General features: G+C 60.7%; 14 protein-coding genes. 4 read left to right on the top strand and 10 right to left on the bottom strand.

Going from position 1 to position 16852, the window contains the following annotated elements; genetic code table 11:
- Nucleotides 1–116 precede the first annotated feature (116 nt).
- Nucleotides 117–3614 (top strand): pyruvate carboxylase, encoded by a 3498-nt coding sequence (locus FKG95_RS25260; RefSeq protein ID WP_142899231.1) that lies wholly within the window; start codon nucleotides 117–119, stop codon nucleotides 3612–3614.
- 57 nt (nucleotides 3615–3671) lie between these two features.
- On the opposite strand, the gene FKG95_RS25255 is transcribed toward FKG95_RS25260, so the two are convergent.
- Together FKG95_RS25255 and FKG95_RS25250 are read right to left on the bottom strand one after the other, a co-directional pair.
- Nucleotides 3672–4508: a PhzF family phenazine biosynthesis protein gene (locus FKG95_RS25255; RefSeq protein WP_142899230.1), complete on the bottom strand. Its 837-nt coding sequence runs from the start codon at nucleotides 4506–4508 to the stop codon at nucleotides 3672–3674.
- A gap of 269 nt (nucleotides 4509–4777) precedes the next feature.
- Nucleotides 4778–5155, bottom strand: coding sequence for a nuclear transport factor 2 family protein (locus tag FKG95_RS25250; protein WP_142899229.1), 378 nt, complete (start codon nucleotides 5153–5155; stop codon nucleotides 4778–4780).
- 148 nt (nucleotides 5156–5303) lie between these two features.
- On the opposite strand from FKG95_RS25250, the gene FKG95_RS25245 reads away from it, so the two are divergent.
- Nucleotides 5304–6209: a LysR family transcriptional regulator gene (locus FKG95_RS25245; protein WP_142899228.1), complete on the top strand. Its 906-nt coding sequence runs from the start codon at nucleotides 5304–5306 to the stop codon at nucleotides 6207–6209.
- A 1-nt stretch (nucleotide 6210) separates the two neighbouring features.
- Here the strand turns inward: FKG95_RS25245 and FKG95_RS25240 are convergent, their stop codons facing one another.
- The 3 genes from FKG95_RS25240 to FKG95_RS25230 all read right to left on the bottom strand — a co-directional run bounded on the left by FKG95_RS25240 (nucleotide 6211) and on the right by FKG95_RS25230 (nucleotide 9083).
- Nucleotides 6211–7857 carry a fumarate hydratase gene (locus FKG95_RS25240; RefSeq protein ID WP_142899227.1) on the bottom strand — a complete coding sequence of 549 codons (1647 nt, stop codon included), beginning with the start codon at nucleotides 7855–7857 and terminating at the stop codon, nucleotides 6211–6213.
- Between the two features lie 164 nt (nucleotides 7858–8021).
- Complete coding sequence (locus FKG95_RS25235) at nucleotides 8022–8636, bottom strand: LysE family translocator (protein ID WP_142899226.1); 615 nt, start codon at nucleotides 8634–8636, stop codon at nucleotides 8022–8024.
- 75 nt (nucleotides 8637–8711) lie between these two features.
- Nucleotides 8712–9083 carry a cupin domain-containing protein gene (locus tag FKG95_RS25230; RefSeq protein ID WP_142899225.1) on the bottom strand — a complete coding sequence of 124 codons (372 nt, stop codon included), beginning with the start codon at nucleotides 9081–9083 and terminating at the stop codon, nucleotides 8712–8714.
- Nucleotides 9084–9130: 47 nt separating this feature from the next.
- Between FKG95_RS25230 and FKG95_RS25225 the strand changes: the two genes are divergently transcribed.
- A complete protein-coding gene (locus tag FKG95_RS25225; protein WP_142899224.1) occupies nucleotides 9131–10027 on the top strand; it encodes an AraC family transcriptional regulator in 897 nt (298 codons plus the stop codon).
- A gap of 102 nt (nucleotides 10028–10129) precedes the next feature.
- Here FKG95_RS25225 and FKG95_RS25220 read toward each other — a convergent pair whose 3' ends face one another.
- The 5 genes from FKG95_RS25220 to FKG95_RS25200 all read right to left on the bottom strand — a co-directional run bounded on the left by FKG95_RS25220 (nucleotide 10130) and on the right by FKG95_RS25200 (nucleotide 16035).
- On the bottom strand, nucleotides 10130–11395 hold the full coding sequence (locus FKG95_RS25220; protein ID WP_142899223.1) for an ABC transporter permease: 1266 nt from the start codon (nucleotides 11393–11395) through the stop codon (nucleotides 10130–10132).
- On the bottom strand, nucleotides 11392–12198 hold the full coding sequence (locus FKG95_RS25215) for an ABC transporter ATP-binding protein (protein WP_142899222.1): 807 nt from the start codon (nucleotides 12196–12198) through the stop codon (nucleotides 11392–11394). The genes FKG95_RS25220 and FKG95_RS25215 overlap by 4 nt, the downstream gene beginning before the upstream one ends.
- A gap of 62 nt (nucleotides 12199–12260) precedes the next feature.
- Nucleotides 12261–13244, bottom strand: coding sequence for a taurine ABC transporter substrate-binding protein (locus tag FKG95_RS25210; protein ID WP_142899221.1), 984 nt, complete (start codon nucleotides 13242–13244; stop codon nucleotides 12261–12263).
- Between the two features lie 177 nt (nucleotides 13245–13421).
- Complete coding sequence (locus tag FKG95_RS25205) at nucleotides 13422–14711, bottom strand: NAD(P)/FAD-dependent oxidoreductase (RefSeq protein ID WP_142899220.1); 1290 nt, start codon at nucleotides 14709–14711, stop codon at nucleotides 13422–13424.
- 553 nt (nucleotides 14712–15264) lie between these two features.
- On the bottom strand, nucleotides 15265–16035 hold the full coding sequence (locus tag FKG95_RS25200; protein WP_142899219.1) for an IclR family transcriptional regulator: 771 nt from the start codon (nucleotides 16033–16035) through the stop codon (nucleotides 15265–15267).
- 157 nt (nucleotides 16036–16192) lie between these two features.
- On the opposite strand from FKG95_RS25200, the gene FKG95_RS25195 reads away from it, so the two are divergent.
- On the top strand, nucleotides 16193–16849 hold the full coding sequence (locus tag FKG95_RS25195; RefSeq protein ID WP_142899218.1) for a helix-turn-helix transcriptional regulator: 657 nt from the start codon (nucleotides 16193–16195) through the stop codon (nucleotides 16847–16849).
- The last annotated feature ends 3 nt before the right edge of the window (nucleotides 16850–16852 follow it).

Below are 16852 nucleotides of genomic sequence, written 5' to 3'. Positions count from 1 at the left end.
GTGTATTTGAAGCTATAATGGAACCACGGCCTCAGATTTTGACTCAAGACACACGGTTTTGGCTCAAGAAATTAGAAAAAGGGGCCGGGCTCTAACTAAAAAAAGGGAGCGTGAGAATGCCGGCAGCAGACTCAAAGAACGGCCGCAAGACTTTCCGGAAAATTCTGGTCGCGAATCGGAGTGAAATCGCGATCCGGGTACTGCGCGCGGCCAGCGAACTGGGGATTCGCACGGTCGCGGTTTACTCCCATGAAGACCGTTTCGCCCTCCATCGCTTCAAATCGGATGAGAGTTATCTGATCGGCAAGGGCCGTGAGCCGGTCCAGGCCTATCTCGCGATTGATGAAATCCTGCGCGTCGCCAAGGATGCCAAGGTCGACGCGATCCATCCGGGCTATGGCTTCCTGTCGGAAAACCCGGACTTTGCCGAAGCCTGCCGCCGGGAAGGCATCACCTTTATCGGCCCGTCTCCGGATGTCATGCGCAGCTTCGGCAGCAAGGTCGAGGCGCGCGACATGGCTGAAGCCGCCGGCGTTCCCGTCATGCCCGCGACTGGCCCTCTGCCGGGCGACAAGGAAGAGATCGCCAGGCTGGCTGAACAGGTCGGCTATCCGGTCATGTTGAAGGCCAGCTGGGGCGGCGGCGGCCGCGGGATGCGGATCATCGAAAGTGCGGACGAGCTTTTCGAACAGGTCGCCGCAGGCCAGCGGGAAGCCCGTGCCGCCTTTGGCCGCGATGAGGTTTTTCTGGAGAAGCTCGTGCGCCGCGCCCGCCATGTCGAGGTGCAGGTGCTGGGCGATCTGCACGGCAACATCGTGCACCTCTTCGAGCGTGACTGCACCATGCAGCGCCGCAATCAAAAAGTCGTGGAACGCGCCCCCGCGCCCTATTTCGATGAAGCGCAACGCCAGGACCTCTGCCAGTCGGCCGTGAAGCTGGCGCGCTCGGCGGGCTATCAGCTCGCCGGTACGGTCGAGTTCCTCTACGACGTGGATACCGCCAAGACTTACTTCATCGAGGTCAATCCGCGTATCCAGGTTGAGCACACGGTGACCGAGGAGGTCACGGGCGTCGACCTGGTGAAGGCTCAGATCCGTATTGCCCAGGGTGCGGTCATCGGCAGTCCCGAAAGCGGTGTTCCGGCCCAGGAAGATATCACGCTGCGCGGCCACGCCCTGCAGTGCCGGGTTACCACGGAAGATCCGCAGAACAATTTCATCCCCGACTACGGGCGGATCACCAACTACCGCGGCGCCAATGGATTCGGGATCCGTCTGGATGGCGGGACCGCCTATTCCGGCGCGTTGATCACGCCCTTTTACGACTCTCTGCTGGAGAAGGTCACGGCCTGGGCGCCAACGCCGGAAGAAGCCGTGCACCGCATGGACCGGGCGTTGCGCGAGTTCCGGATTCGCGGCGTGGCAACTAATCTTTTCTTCCTGGAGACGCTGATCGGGCATCCCAGCTTCGTCGAGGGCGACTACACCACACGCTTCATCGATCAGACGCCCGAGCTCTTCGAGGTGCAGTTCCGACGCGACCGGGCGACCCGCCTGCTGTCTTTCATTGGCGATGTCCTGATCAACGGCAACCCCGAGGTCGAAGGCCGTCCCGCCCCCGGTCCTATGCCGGAGGCCCAGGTGCCCGCCACCAAGATTCTGGTGACCACTTCGCCGGACAGCGACCAGGGTCCGCGCGGCAGCCGGGATCGCCTGGATCAGCTGGGTCCCGAGGGCCTTTCCAAATGGATGCTCGACCAGAAACAGCTTCTGGTCACCGACACCACCTTCCGCGATGCTCATCAGTCGCTCTTTGCGACGCGCATGCGTACCCACGACATGCTGGCGATCGCCGAGCACTATTCCCGTTCACTGCCGAATCTCTTTTCCCTGGAGTGCTGGGGCGGGGCCACGTTCGATGTCGCCATGCGCTTCCTGAAAGAGGATCCCTGGGAGCGCTTGGTCGCGCTGCGAGAGCGGATCCCGAATATCCTGTTCCAGATGCTGCTGCGCGGCGCGAACGGGGTGGGTTACAAGAACTATCCCGACAACGTGGTGCGCTTTTTCGTCCAGCAGTCCGCCGAGGCCGGAGTCGATATCTTCCGGGTCTTCGATTCCCTGAACTGGGTCGAGAACATGCGGGTCGCCATGGATGCGGTGGTCGAGACCGGCAAGGTCTGTGAAGCCGCGATCTGTTACACCGGCGACATCACCGATCCCAACCGCAGCAAGTACGACCTTAAGTACTACGTCGACATGGCGAAGGAACTGGAAGCTGCCGGCGCGCACATCATCGCGGTCAAGGACATGGCCGGGCTCTGCAAGCCGGCGGCTGCGCGCATGCTGATTACGGCTTTGAAGCAGGAGGTGGGGCTGCCGATCCACTTCCACACCCACGACACCAGCGGCATTGCCGCCGCCTCGATCCTGGCGGCTGCCGAAGCCGGCGTGGATGCCGCCGACGGGGCCATGGATTCCATGAGCGGGCTGACCTCGCAGCCGAACCTGGGATCGATCGCCGAAGCCTTGAAGGGACAGCCGCGCGATCCTGGTCTGGACAGAACCGCGTTGCGCGAGACGGCAAACTATTGGGACGGGGTCCGGCGCTACTACCAGGCCTTCGAGAGCGACATGCGTGCCGGATCCGCAGGCGTTTTCGAGCACGGCATGCCCGGCGGCCAGTACACCAATCTCAGGCAACAGGCCCGCTCCATGGGATTGGAAGCCCATTGGCAGGAGGTTGCCGCAGCCTATACCGCGGTCAACGAGATGTTCGGCGACATCGTGAAGGTCACCCCTTCCTCCAAGGTGGTCGGCGACATGGCGCTCTTTATGGTCACCAACGATCTCACGCCCGCCGAGGTGCTCGATCCGAACCACGATATTGCCTTCCCGGAATCCGTGGTCGAGCTCTTCCGGGGTGACATGGGACAGCCGCCGGGCGGTTGGCCCAAGGCGCTGCAGGAGAAAGTGCTGAAGGGCGAGACAGCAAACACTGTACGCCCGGGCTCGGTCCTGCCGGATACGGATCTGGAACAGGAGCGCACGGAGATCGAACGCAAGCTGCGCCGCAAGGTCGACAACCGGGATCTCGCCTCCTACCTGATGTACCCAAGTGTTTTCGAGGAGTACGCAAATCACCGCCGCAGCTTTGGCAATGTCGCGATCCTGCCGACCCCGGCCTTCTTCTATGGGCTGGAGCACGGTCAGGAGATCAACGTCGACATCGAGCGCGGCAAAACCCTGATCATCCGCTATCAGGCGACCAGCGATGCCAACGTCGAAGGCCAACGTACGGTCTTCTTCGAGCTCAACGGACAACCACGTACAGTCAAAGTGGCTGATAAACTGCTTGCGGCAAACGCACGTACACAGGTCAAGGCCGATGAGAACGACCCCGGACAGATCGGGGCACCCATGCCGGGCCTGATCGTCTCGGTCTCCGCCTCACCGGGCAGCAAGGTGGAGCCGGGCGACCGTCTCTTCACCATCGAAGCCATGAAAATGGAGACCGCGGTCTACGCGGAGATCGGCGGCAAGGTGCTCGAGGTGACGGCGCCCGCCGGCACCCGTGTCGAACCGCACGATCTGGTGGTGGTCATCGAGGCGGAGTGACCGGCGTTACAGCTTCCTATGAGATTTGGCCCTTTAACATCCGGATGGCGGGGCAGACTAGCCGATCACGTGAGTCCCGCCGGAGACCCGGACGCTCTCGCCCTTCGTCGGGCCAAGCGTAACCGTCAGGGCAGAGGGGGCGCCCATATCATGGCCCTGCAGGATCTCGATGGTGCCGCCGTCTTTCAGCCAGCCATGGTCACGCAGGAAACCGCCGAGGGCCGCCGCCGCGGCGCCGGTGGCCGGATCTTCGTAGACGCCGCCGACGGGAAAGGGGTTGCGGGCGTGGAAGCGCCGGTCGTTTTCAGCCCAGATCAGGCTGATGGTGGTCAGGCCAGCCGAGGTCATCAGGCTTTTGACCTCCTCATAAGGGTAGGACATGTCCGCCAGGATGCCGCGGCTCGCCAGCGCGATGACCAGATGCGACGCCCCTCCATTGGCAATGGTCACCGGCAGGCGTGTGTCCAGGTCCCCTGCGGTCAGGCCAAAGGCGGCCAGGACGGCTTTTTTCAGTTCTTCAGGCGCCGGTTTCGACCAGGTTTTCGGTGATTGCAGGGCTGCGCCCCAGCCGCCGTCCGCGGTCGCTTCGGCCTCAACCGTGATGTTGGCATCGTTGAGTTCCAGTTTGTAGGTGCCTGCGCCGAAGCGCTGGCCCAGGGCCGCGCCGGTTGCGATCGTGGCGTGACCGCAGAAGGGCACCTCGGATTCCGGTGCAAAGTACCGCACGCGCCAGCCCTCGCTGGTCCGGGTGAGAAACGCGGTTTCAGAGTAACCGATCTCGGCAGCGGTTTTCAGCATCTCGGCGTCCGGCGGCATGGCTTCGACAAAGGCAACACCGGCTGGATTTCCACCGGCGTTGTTTTCTGAAAAGGCGGCAATTCGTGAGACATCCATCACTCAGTTCCTCTCGTCTAACGATCCCGACGTGCGCGAAGCGCCCATGTTCGCCGGTTGTTCAAACCCAAGCTGATCAGAAGAAGAGACTGCGCTTCCTCATCGTTCCAGAATTATGCGCCGTTTAATGGGTAGAAAAGTTAAACCTTATGACGACATGCGTTAGCAGGACTAATCGTCTTATCTGCGCTTCTTGAGCTTTGATACAGGGCTTGCCGCCCAGTTGGCCTGGCTTCCGACCCCATTCCCGGATCTTCGTCAAACCCCCATCAAACGTCCTCGCCTCCGATCAAGCCGAAGAAACCGACTATTTCAAGAATACGTCCGTCACTCGAGAGGCGCCCAAAATCGATGCTCTCGGGCAGTTGCTTGCCCTCGCCCGTCTGCATTTTCCAGGTGAAGCGAAAGGTACCGTGATGGCTATCCACCTCGCTCAACCGCACGACCTCACTTCCTGGGAAACGGGCCTGGGTTTCGCCGATGAGATTGCAGAGGGCGATGCGTCCTTCGACCTCCACTGTGGGGTCGCTGTAACGTCCGTCGTCATGCCAGACGGCCTCAAGTATTGCTGCCCTCGCGCCCGCGTCCCTCTCCCGCCAGGCTGCGCAATAGCGGTCGATCAAAGCCGCAAGTTCGGTGTTTTTCATAATTTCGCTTTTGGTTAATTAATAATTAACAATAATGTTAAATGCGTTAATTTACCGGGCTTGCCGACAGAAAACTCCGTGAGACCTGCTTTTCATGAGTTAACTATGTTAATCTATTTATAGTTATCGATTAGTTGGAATAACGATTATGGATTTGAACAGACTCCGCGCTTTTCAGGCGGTTTATCAACATAATAGCACGGTCGGCGCCGCGCGTACGCTCTCGGTCACCCGATCGGCGGTCAGCCAGTCCTTGAGCAAACTGGAGGCCGAGATCGGGGTTAAACTCTTCACCCGCGCGGCGAAAGGCTTGGTCCCGACCTCGGCGGGACACAGCCTCTTCCGGCGCATCGATCCTTTCCTGTCGTCACTGGAAAACGAGGTGCGCGCGATCAAGTCGGCGGGTGAGCGTCCGTCCGGTCTGCTGCGGCTTGGTACTCCGGTTGCCTTTGGCCGCTGCTACTTGCCTGTGAAGCTTGCCGCCTTCCGGGCGCGCTATCCGGAGGTGGAGTTCGCACTTGAACTGGGCAACCAGACCCGGCTGCTGTCCCTGCTTGAAGCGGGGGAACTGGATTTCACTATCGCCGATGTTTTCGACGATCCCAGCCCGTCACGCCTGCGTTCGTCGCTCTTCAGTCTGGAGACTCTGTTCGAGGAGCGCATGACGTTGGTGTGTTCGCGCGCGTATTTCGAAGATCACCGGCTCGAAAATGCGACGATCGAGACGCTCGCGGCCTGCAATTTCCTGACCTATCAGAGCCAGAACTTCGATCTCAAAAGCTGGTTCCGGCATCACTTTGCCAAGGTGCCGCCGCAGCTTTCGATTGCTCTGACGGTTGATGACAGTCACGCGCTGATCGAAGCGGTGAAATGCTCCCTCGGGCTTGCGGTGTTCGGGTCGCATCTGGTGGAACCCGAGCTTGAGAGCGGCGCATTGCGCGCCGTGCTCTCGGGCCCTGCCGACGAGATCAACCGCATCTCATTGGTGCAGCTTCTCGACAAGAAGCCGTCGCTCACCGAACGGGCTTTCGTCAAACACCTGCTGGCGGGCTGAGTTATTCCAGGTTCAGATCCAGGAAGAAGTCGTTGCCCTTGCCGTCGATCACGATGAAGGCGGGGAAGTCTTCCACGTCGATACGCCAGATAGCTTCCATGCCCAGTTCCGGGTATTCGATACATTCGACCTTGCGGATGCAGTCCTGCGCCAGCCGTGCCGCCGGACCGCCGATCGAACCCAGATAGAATCCGCCGTGCGCCGCGCAGGCCCGGCGCACCTTGCTGCTGCGGTTGCCTTTGGCCAGCATGACCATGGAGCCGCCTGCGGCCTGAAACTGTTCGACGAAACCGTCCATGCGGCCCGCCGTGGTGGGACCGAAGGAGCCTGACGCATAGCCTTCCGGTGTCTTGGCCGGCCCGGCGTAATAGACCGGGTGGTTCTTGAAGTAGTCGGGCAGCGGCTCACCGGCTTCCAGACGGGCGCGCAGCTTCGCATGCGCCGCATCGCGGGCGACGATCATCGGGCCGGTCAGCGAGAGGCGGGTTTTAATCGGGTGTTTGTTCAGTTCGGTGAGGATCTCGGACATGGGCCGGGTAAGATCGATCTTAACGACATCGCCGCCCAAAGCTTCGCCGTCCACATCGGGAAGGAACTTGGCCGGGTTCCGCTCAAGCTCCTCCAGGAAAACGCCTTCCTTGGTAATCTTGCCCATGGCCTGCCGGTCGGCGGAACAGGAAACGCCCAAGGCAATAGGCAGGCTGGCGCCATGTCGCGGCAAGCGCACGACCCGCACATCGTGGCAGAAATATTTACCGCCGAACTGTGCACCTATGCCCATGTTCTGGGTCAGCTTGAAGATCTGTTCTTCCATCTCCGTATCGCGGAAGGCATGGCCCTGATCGGAGCCCTGCGTCGGCAGGCTGTCCAGATAGCGGCAACTGGCCAGTTTGACGGTCTTCAGCGCCATTTCCGCGGAGGTTCCGCCGATACAGATCGCCAGATGGTATGGCGGACAGGCTGCTGTGCCGAGCGTGCGGATTTTTTCGTCCAGGAATTCGATCAGCCGGTCGGGAGTGAGCAGAGAAGGAGTGGCCTGGAACAGGAAGGTTTTGTTGGCCGAGCCGCCGCCCTTGGCGACGAAGAGGAACTTGTAGGCGTCCTCGCCCTCCGCATAGATCTCGATCTGGGCCGGCAGGTTGTTGGCGGTGTTCTTCTCTTCATACATGGTGACCGGCGAAACCTGGCTGTAGCGCAGGTTCCGCTTGTCGTAGGCGTCGAGCACGCCCTGTCCCAGCGCGGTGTCGTCGCCGCCTGCGGTCCAGACGCGCCGGCCCTTCTTGCCCATGATGATAGCGGTGCCCGTGTCCTGGCACATGGGCAGTATCTCACCCGCCGCGATATTCGCGTTCTTCAGAAGATCGAAGGCGACGAAGCGATCGTTTGGGGAGGCTTCCGGATCGTCCAGAATTTTGCGCAGCTGCTCCAGATGACCGGGGCGCAGCAGATGGTTGATGTCCATGAAGGCCTGTTCCGACAGCAGGCGGATGGCTTCCGCGTCGACCTTCAGGATCTCTTCGCCGTTGAAGCTTTCGACCGAAACGCCCTGATCCGAGAGCTTGCGGTAAGGCGTGGTATCCTCTCCGAGCGGGAACAGGGTTCCAAGCCCTTTGACGTCCTGGTTGCTGCCTGCGTTTTCACTGCTCATGAGTCCACCTCTGGATCTGGAAAGACCTGTCCGGGAACGTAAATGCGCGTGGCGTGTTTACGTCCCCGGTCCGACGCGCCTTGAATATCCGATCTGCGCCTCACTGTCCAAAGGCTATCTATCCAAAGGCTATCAATTCGGGGGCGCAAAGTCGCGGTGAGCGGTCAACGTATGAAATAGATGACGGAGCCGGCCAGAAGCGCGCCCATGACCAGATTGAAACGGCGCTGGCTTTTGGAATCGCGCAAGACCTGCTGCAATGCCACCCCTGCGGCAAGCCAGATGAAGCTGCTGGGCAAGGCGGCAAGGACGAAGACACCACCCAGAGAGAGGGATTGCGCCAGAGCCCCGGCGGCATCGCTCTGCAGGTAGGTGCCCGCAGCCCCGGCACAGACCAGCCAGGACTTCGGGTTGACCCATTGAAAGCCCGCGGCACCCAGGAAGCCAATGGGCTCTCCGGCTTGCCCCTCATCATCGCCGGACTCCGGTGCCGAGGGCTGCGCCGTGGCAATTTTCCAGGCGAGCCAGAGAAGAAAGGTGGCGCCGCCCCACTTCAGCGCCTCCATAATCTGCGGGCTGTCGAGCACGACGCTGCCCAGCCCGAAAGCGACGATCGACATCATGAAACCCATGCCTAGCACCACGCCGAAAAGGCAGGACAGGCCCCGCATCAGACCTGCATTTGCACCCGTGGCAGTCAGCAACACATTGCTCGGGCCCGGCGTCACCGCGGCGACGAAGGCAAAAATAAAAAAGGCGAGCGCTTGTTCAAGAGACATGATTTTGGCTCTGCAGATGGGCTTTGGCCCTCAAGACGGGCTTCGGTGTTCCGGACGATGCGTAACGAGAGGGGCTCAGATCCAGGGCGGGTCCTCGACCGTCCGGCCGTCATCTGCATTGCCCGTGTTCAAGGTGCCGGCCGGTTCGATCATGATGATCTCGCATTCCTCCTCGGCCACGGGCAGATGTTCGACTCCCTTCGGCACAACGTGGATATCACCTGGCGTCAGCCTGGCGTCGCCGTCCCGGTAGCGAATCGTCAGCCGGCCTTTGTTGACCATGAAAAGCTCGTCGGTATCCTCGTGGGCATGCCAGACGAATTCGCCCTGGATCTTCGCGATCTTGATGTGCAGGTCGTTGAGTTGGCCGATGACTTTCGGTGACCAGTGCTCGGAGAATTTGCTGAACTTTTCAGCCAGGTTTATTGTGCCGGGCTCGTAAGACATGCGTGGGTATCCTATCTGTTTGAGGACGGCGTCCTCTTGTGGAATTCATGACCGGTAAGAAAAACAGATCGGGCGGCGAAGGTATTGAACGTTTGTGCGGGCACGCTTCTGTCGCGCAGCGGCCAAGACGCGACTGGTTCCGTAACGTCGCCTCGGCGCCGGGTCTGGAATTGTTCGAAGCCTGGTTCCAGGGACATGCCTACGACAAGCACCGTCATGACACCTACGCCATCGGTTTGACCTATCTCGGTGTGCAGGCCTTCGATTACCGGGGCGCCGCGCAGGTCAGTACCGCGGGTAAGGTCATCGTTTTACATCCCGACGAAGTTCATGACGGTCACGCCGGAAGCGACGAGGGCTTCGGTTACCGCATGCTGTACGTGTCACCCGTGCGTCTCTTCGAAGCCGTACGTTCGCTCTCCAGTGATGCCGTCCTTCCTTTTGTTCCCGATGCTGTTTCCAGTGATCCCAAATTGGCGCGTGTGATCGCATCGGCGTTCGATGATGGCCGTGCTGCTGGTTTGGAACCGCTTGCCACAGACAGCCTTATCCTGGAACTGGCTGAGGGGCTGCGGCGGAATGACCCGCGCAGCGTTGCGCGTGCGTCGGGACGAAGTCTGGATCTTCCTGCCTTGCAGCGTGTCAGAGAATTCCTGGACGCCGCGTTCGACCGTGTCGTTTCCTCGTCGGAATTGGAGGGCGTCAGCGGACTGAGCCGTTACGATCTCGCACGTCAGTTCCGCGCGGCCTACGGCAACAGCCCCTACCGCTATTCCCTGGCGCGCCGCCTGGATTTCGCGCGTTGCCGCTTGAGCCGCGAGGGCTCGCTGGCGGAACTGGCGGTCGAAGCCGGTTTCGCTGATCAGGCGCATTTCACCCGCATGTTTAAATCGGCCCATGGCATCACCCCGGCGCGTTACGTGCGGCTGCACAAGTCCCTGTAGCAACAACAGCCTGTTTCCGTTCACCCGTCTGGAACCAAAATCGGCCTCCAACCGCATCGATTGGAGGCCGACTGTTCAAAGCTGGCTTTGCAGCGGCAGGCGTCAGCCGCGGCCTTTCCAGGGGATCAGCCAGTTTTCGGCCATGCGCATGAGAATATCGATCGCGTAACCGATGACGCCGATCAGAATGATACCCATGATCACGATGTCGGTGAGCTGGAAGCGTGACGCAACCATGATCATCATGCCGGCGCCTTTCTCGGCGGCGACCAGTTCGGCGGCGACAACCGTTCCCCAACAGACGCCCATTGCCACACGCGCGCCGGTGAAGATTTCCGGCAGCGAGTTCGGAACAATGACATGCCGGAGGATCTGCCACTTCGAAGCGCCCAGAGAATAGGCCGCATGGATCTTCGATATCCGCACGCCCGATACACCGGCGCGGGCGGCAATGGTCATGATCCAGAGCGCCGCGAGGAACAGCAGGATGACCTTGCCGACCTCACCGATCCCCGCCCAGATGATCACCAGCGGGATCAAGGCCAGGGGCGGTACAGGCCGCATAAACTCGACGATCGGATCGAACCAGCCCCGGAACCAGTCGCTCAGGCCCATGGCATAGCCAAGGGGTATTCCAACCAGTGCGCCTGCCAGGAAACCGGCGATCACGCGGAACAGCGACCAGCCCACGTGTTCGGCCAGAGTAAAGTTCTGGTAGCCGCCGCCCATGATCTCGATAACGCGCCCGGCAACGGCCTCGGGCGGCGGCAGCCAGACCGGCTCCATCTGCCAGCCCTGCTCCGGTTTATAGTTAGGCGTTCCCTTCGGCGTGAGTGTGACCTCGCCCGAGGCGACCTGGACCGTCTCGCCCGGCGCAATGGCCTGGCCGTCGATGGCGACAACCTTGGCGCCTTGGTCTCTGCCGATTTCGTCGTTTCTGTCGACCCGGATCAGGACGGACCGCCAGGCGGCGACCTTTGCCGCATCGTCCTTGGCGAAGCCGTCTCCCGGTTCTATTTCCGGCACGTCCGCCGCCGCGTCCCGGGGAAAGACCCTCACGTGGACGGTCCCGTCGTCCCGTTGACCGTCGGGCGTCTCGACTGTGTAAGTGAAGGTCGCGTCGCCGACGAAGGGTCCGGGAGCATGGATTGGTGACAGGCTTGATCCGGTGAAGGCGCCCCAGATCAGGAAAATGGCGATCACCGAGATGACCGAGGCGGCCCGGTTCGCCGTGACCGCGCTCTCGTCGCCGAAGGTGACGGTCTTCCTGGAGGTGAAGTCGGACCGCTTGGTCAGATGGCCTGCAACCGCTTTGACGGCAAAAAACGCGCCGACGAAGATTGCGATGTAGATGAGAAGAATAGTCATGCCGCGGTCTCGCCTCTGCCCATGATTTCCTCTTCCATATCCCAGATCATCGACAGGATCTCTTCGCGCGTCGTGCTGTAGTCTTCATGGTGCTTCACTTCGCGCAGATCGGCACCAACGCCCATTTCGGCAAAGGGCAAACGGTATTCCTTGTGGATCCGGCCAGGCCGCGGCGCCATGACCAGAAGCCGTTCACCCAGCAGCAAGGCTTCTTCCACGGAGTGTGTGATCAGGATGATGGTGGTGCCGGTCTTTTTCCAGATTTCCAGAACCAGGGACTGCATTTTTTCCCGGGTCAGCGCGTCGAGTGCGCCGAGCGGCTCATCCATCAGGATCACTTCCGGATCATTGGCCAGGCAACGGGCCAGAGCGACGCGCTGCTGCATGCCGCCGGAGAGTTCATAGATCATCTTTTCGCCGAAGTCGTGGAGGCCAACGATCTCCAGAAGCTCCGTGACCCGCGCCTCGGTCTCAGCGCGTGGCGCGCCCTTCATTGCGGGTCCGAAACCGATATTCTTGCGCACGTTCATCCACTCGAACAAGGCGCCCTGCTGGAACACCATGCCGCGCTCCGGTCCGGGGCCGTGCACCACCTCGTTCCCCAATTTGATGATGCCCTCGGTCGGTGCCAGGAAGCCCGCAACGATGTTCAGAAGTGTTGTTTTTCCGCAGCCCGATGGACCCAGCACGGACATCAGCTCACCGGTTCCGATATCCAGGTTGATATTCTTTAGTGCCTGTACCGACGCGCCGTTCGGCAGCTCAAAACGCATCGAAACGTCTTCGATCGTAAGTGCAGTCATTGCTCTCGCCCCCATTCATGAAAATGGGCCTGGAGATTGCTCTCCAGGCCCGGATTTCCAGCTTACTGAGACTCGCCCAAAGGACCTGCGTTGACCGCGTTCTCGTAAGTATCAAGGGCTTTGTCGATCGAGCCTGCCTCGACAAAGACGTCCGCTACACCCTTCATGAAGGTCTGCGCGTTGCCGCCAAGCCATTTCTCTGAGAGCTGCTCTTCAGCAGACGGGAAGGACATCGTGGCAATGGCGCCTTTGGCGGCTTCCAGGTCCATGCCGGCTTCCTTGGCGATGACTTCCAGCATGGCTTCGTCTTTGCTGGCGTTCCACTTTGCGTTGGTTGTCGCGGTGACACCCAGGAACTTCGACACCAGATCGGGGTTTTCAGCCACGAAAGCCGCCGGAGCCGAGGTGACGTCGAACACCAGAATACCAAGCTCTTCCTTCTCCGCACCCGTCAGCAGCACGTTGCCGTGTTCCTTCATCCGGGTAAGGCCGCCGCCATAGCCACAGGCAAAGTCGACCGCCTTCTGGGCCAGGGCCGCAGCGCCCTCGGGTGGGGGCATGTTCACCACGTCGAGGCTGGCGATATCGATGCCGAAGTGGTCCATCTGGCGCAGGAAACCGTAATGCGCCGCGGTCCCCAGGGGCACGGCCACTTTCTTCCCGGCCAACTCCGACGCGGAAGCCTTATCGACTTCCAGGTCACCATGGACGACGCAGTTGTCGTTGTCCGAATAGCTCACGGCCACGTCGAGAACCTGGATGTCCTGGCCCGCCGAAGCTGCGACAACGAAGGGCGGCAGACCCTGGCTGACCGAGATCTGGACGTCACCCGAGGCCATTGCGGCTGACATGGCGGTGCCGGTTTCGAACGAGCGCCAGTTGATCTTTACGCCGAGCTCGCGCTCGTAGGTGCCATCCGCCTTCGCGGCCAGCATTGGCATCGGCCACTCGAGGAAGTAAGCGACCGTGATCTCGTCCATTGCTTTGGCCGAGGATACGGACAGCGCCATCACCGCCGCTGCCGCTGAAACTAGCATTTTTTTCATCTTTGCTCTCCCAGTTAAAACTTCTGTTCCGCGTCCGTTTGAAAATGACGCGGAACCCTTCGCCTTGTTCTCGCCTTCACACCTGCACCGGTGCGAGACGTTTTTTTGACAGTTATCGAGGAACTCGGGCAGGTCAATCTTTTTTGCTTCTCCTCTCTCGTAAGTGGCGGATATCGTTTAACGAAACTCAAACCTGTCGCGCACAGCCATTGCGGATATGCCGATGCTGGCCCCTGCCAATTGCAGGTTGCGAAATGCCGCGGGATGGATTGGTGAGACCGGCAGGGGCAGTGATTCGGGGGCCGCCCCCAGCAGCCGCTCAGCAAGAACCCGGCCCATCACGAGCGACATGGCCACGCCGCGCCCGTTGTAGCCGAGGCCCGCAACCAGACCCGGCGCAGGTTCGTGAAAGTGCGGGATACGGTCGTCCGTTATTGCGATCTGGCCACTCCAGCGATAGCGCCAGCTCTCAGGCCGGATCGACGGGAAAATGCGTCGCGCATCTCGAAGCAGCGCGTTAAACCTGGCCGCTCCGCCAAAGGGTTTCCGGTACCCGATGCCTCCGAAAACCATCCGATTGTCGGGTTCGCGCCGGGCGTACATGATCAGGCGCCGGGTGTCTGAAATGGTGTGGCCCTCGGGCAGAACCGGGCCGATTTCATTATCGCCAAGCGGATCCGTGGCAATCTGGATCGGATTGAGCGGCAGGATCGAGCGTTTCAGGCCCTTGAAGAGGTTGTCTGTGTAGCCGTTTGTTGCCAGCAGGACCCTGTCTGCCGTAACCCTCTGTCCGGCCGCCGTCATGTTCCAGCGCTGGTCGTGCCGCTCCAGATTCCGGACCGCCGAGCGCGCGTAGATTCTCACCCCGAGAGATTCGGCAACATCTGCCAAACCCCGCACCAGCGCCAGGGGTTGAACCGCGCCGCCCCTTGGCGAGAGGGTGGCCGACTGGTAGGCGGGTGAGCCGCTCAGTCTTTGGGTGTCTTCGGCTTCCAGAAACTCGAAGCCGGCCCCGAACTTGTTCCATGCTCTGGCCCCGGCCCGGGCCTGTTCCCGCGCTGCGTGGCTGTGATCTGCGCGAAGCCAGCCATGTTGCCGGGCGTCGCAGTCGATCTTGTATTTGCGGACCAGTACGAAGAGTTCGTCGGCGGAGCCAAGCGAAACCTGGGCCATTCTCTCGAAGTAGGTGTCTCCAACCGCCGCGCGCAGGTCTTCCGGCCGTGCCACCGGCAGCATCGGGTTCACCTGCCCGCCACTCCGGCCCGAGGCGCCATATCCCACATCGCCGCCGTCGAAGACGGCAACATGGCTTCCCGCCTCGGCCAGGGCAATCGCCGCCCGCAGGCCGGTAAAGCCGGCCCCGACCACGGCAACGTCGCAGCGGAGGTCTTCGTTCAGTGGTGAACCAGCCGGCCGATCCGGCGCAGTCACCTTCCAAACTGCCGTTTCTGAGACGTCGGTTCTCATAACTTGGCTTCCTGTCAGTCCAAATGAGCTACAGTTTTAAAATACAGAACTTAAGTTCTTTTATTCAGAATTGAAACAAAATTCCACAGAGGCCGGTCGATTTGAATTGATCCGGTCCTCGAGCGGGATCCGAATCCTTCTGTTGTGTCTGTGAAAAAGGCGAAGCGTGAGCCTCTACAGTCTGCGGGTGATCGCAGCTGATTCATGGGGTTTCGCGCGTGAGAGTTCCGAGAAAATCTTCGAGCTAGAGCATATTCCGATCATCCGGAATCATTTGACCGGGAAGATTTTTCGTTCTGACAAGGCGCGGCTCGCAATGCGATGCAGCGCATCGGATAAGAGCCGCAACGCAGTCAGAGCGTAAAAGAGCCCGGCCTACGGTGGGCCTTGAAGGCTCATCGGCGGCGTTGCGCTGCTTGCCCGATGCGCCGCATCGGATGCCGCCGCATCGGATGCCGCCGCATCGGATGCCGCCGCATCGCGCTTCACAACGCGCCTTGCCGAATGAGACTTCAAAGCCCATCAAACTGATCCCGTATGATCGGAACATGCTCTAGGCGCCGATGTGATGCCCCATTTGCGCTGAAATGCGTTTGGTCATCTCAAGCAGTTCGGGCGCCATGAGCTGCAGCTCGCCGATGCCCGCCTGGGCGACCGGGCACCAGATCGAGACGGCTGCCATCACGGCCCGGTCCGTATCCAGGATCGGCGCGGCGACGCCCGCCACCTGCAGGGACTCTTCCCGGTCCGCGGTGCCATAACCCCGCAAGCGGGTCAGCTTCAACTCGCGTTTCAGAACCTCGGCGGAGACGATTGTATTTTCCGTCAGGCGCTCGAATTTCAGCTCGCCCATCAGACGATCCTGCTGCGACTCGCTCATGTGGGCGAGAAAGACTTTGCCGGCTGCCGTGCAGTGCAGCGGCGCGCGCTCTCCGGCGCGCGATGCATAGCGGACCGGCACCGAGTCGAGGGTACGAAGATAAAGCACTTTATCGTCGTCTCGAATCGATAGGGCGACGTTGTAACCGTTTTTTTCGCAGAAAGCCTCAAGTTCTGCGCCGGCAACATCCTGCAGATCCGTCTTGCGCCAGGCTGTCTGCGCCCAGTAGGAAAGCTTGGGACCCAGCCTGTAGGCTTTCAGGGATGCGTCTTTTTCGACGAGGCCTTCGCCCTCCATGACGGCCAGAATCCGGTGGGCCGAACTCTTCACGAAGCCGGTCTTTTCGACAATTTCCATATAGGCGAGCGGACGTCTCGCGTGCGCCAGAACGTCCAGAATCTGTGCGCACTTGTGGACGATCGAGCTCTGCTGCAGTTTCGTCATTTTGAACTTCTTGGAAACAAACCGGTCAAAAATCCATATTACGGAACTCCGTGTAAAGACAAGCGGAGAATGTATCCGGGGGCTACCTGCGTCGAGTTACGATAAGATGAAAAATAAAAAATTAGACATTTTGTAAAATTCCTGCTCAATAGATCCTATGAGCAATTTATCTTCAGACTATGCCGCGGTGTGCAGACTGATGACGCGGCTTTTCCCGGGCCAGCTGGAGGTCGTTCTGCATGACCTGCGGACCGGAAAAATCGTCGGGATTGAGGGGAATCTCTCCAATCGTGCCGTCGGCGACGAATCGCTTGTTGAGACCGAAAGTCTCGAAGCGGACGTGGATGATGCGGACATCATCGGACCCTACGCGCAGACAAACTGGAACGGCGAAGTCTTGCGATCCTTTACCGCCGTGGTGCGGGATGAGGACCGCCGGCCGAGCGGGCTGATCTGCGTGAATATGCGCACGGCGGCCTTTGCTGCCGCGGCAGACCTGCTGGCGGCTTTCAGCGCCGTTGGGCAAAAGCCGCGCTCGAAGGCTCTCTTCGCGCAGGATTGGCGGGAGGCCGCGAATGCGCTGATCGCCGAAACACTGTCGGAACGCGGCGTGACCCTCGTGACGGCGCGCAGGACCGATAAGGTTGCACTGGTCGCGGCGCTTGACCGGGCTGGTATTCTTGAGATGCGGGGTTCGCCGGACTATGCGGCCAAGGCGCTGGGGATGTCGCGCGCCAGCATTTACAACCTGCTGAAAGACGCCCGCCGCGAGGGGGCTTCGGCGGGTGATAACGAGACGGCGGAGGTTGCTTAGCTC

The organism is Denitrobaculum tricleocarpae (genome assembly GCF_007004665.1).
Classification (GTDB): Bacteria; Pseudomonadota; Alphaproteobacteria; order Kiloniellales; family Kiloniellaceae; genus Denitrobaculum; species Denitrobaculum tricleocarpae.
The sequence above is the reverse complement of the archived record's forward strand: the minus strand, read 5'-3'. Positions and strand labels throughout refer to the sequence as shown.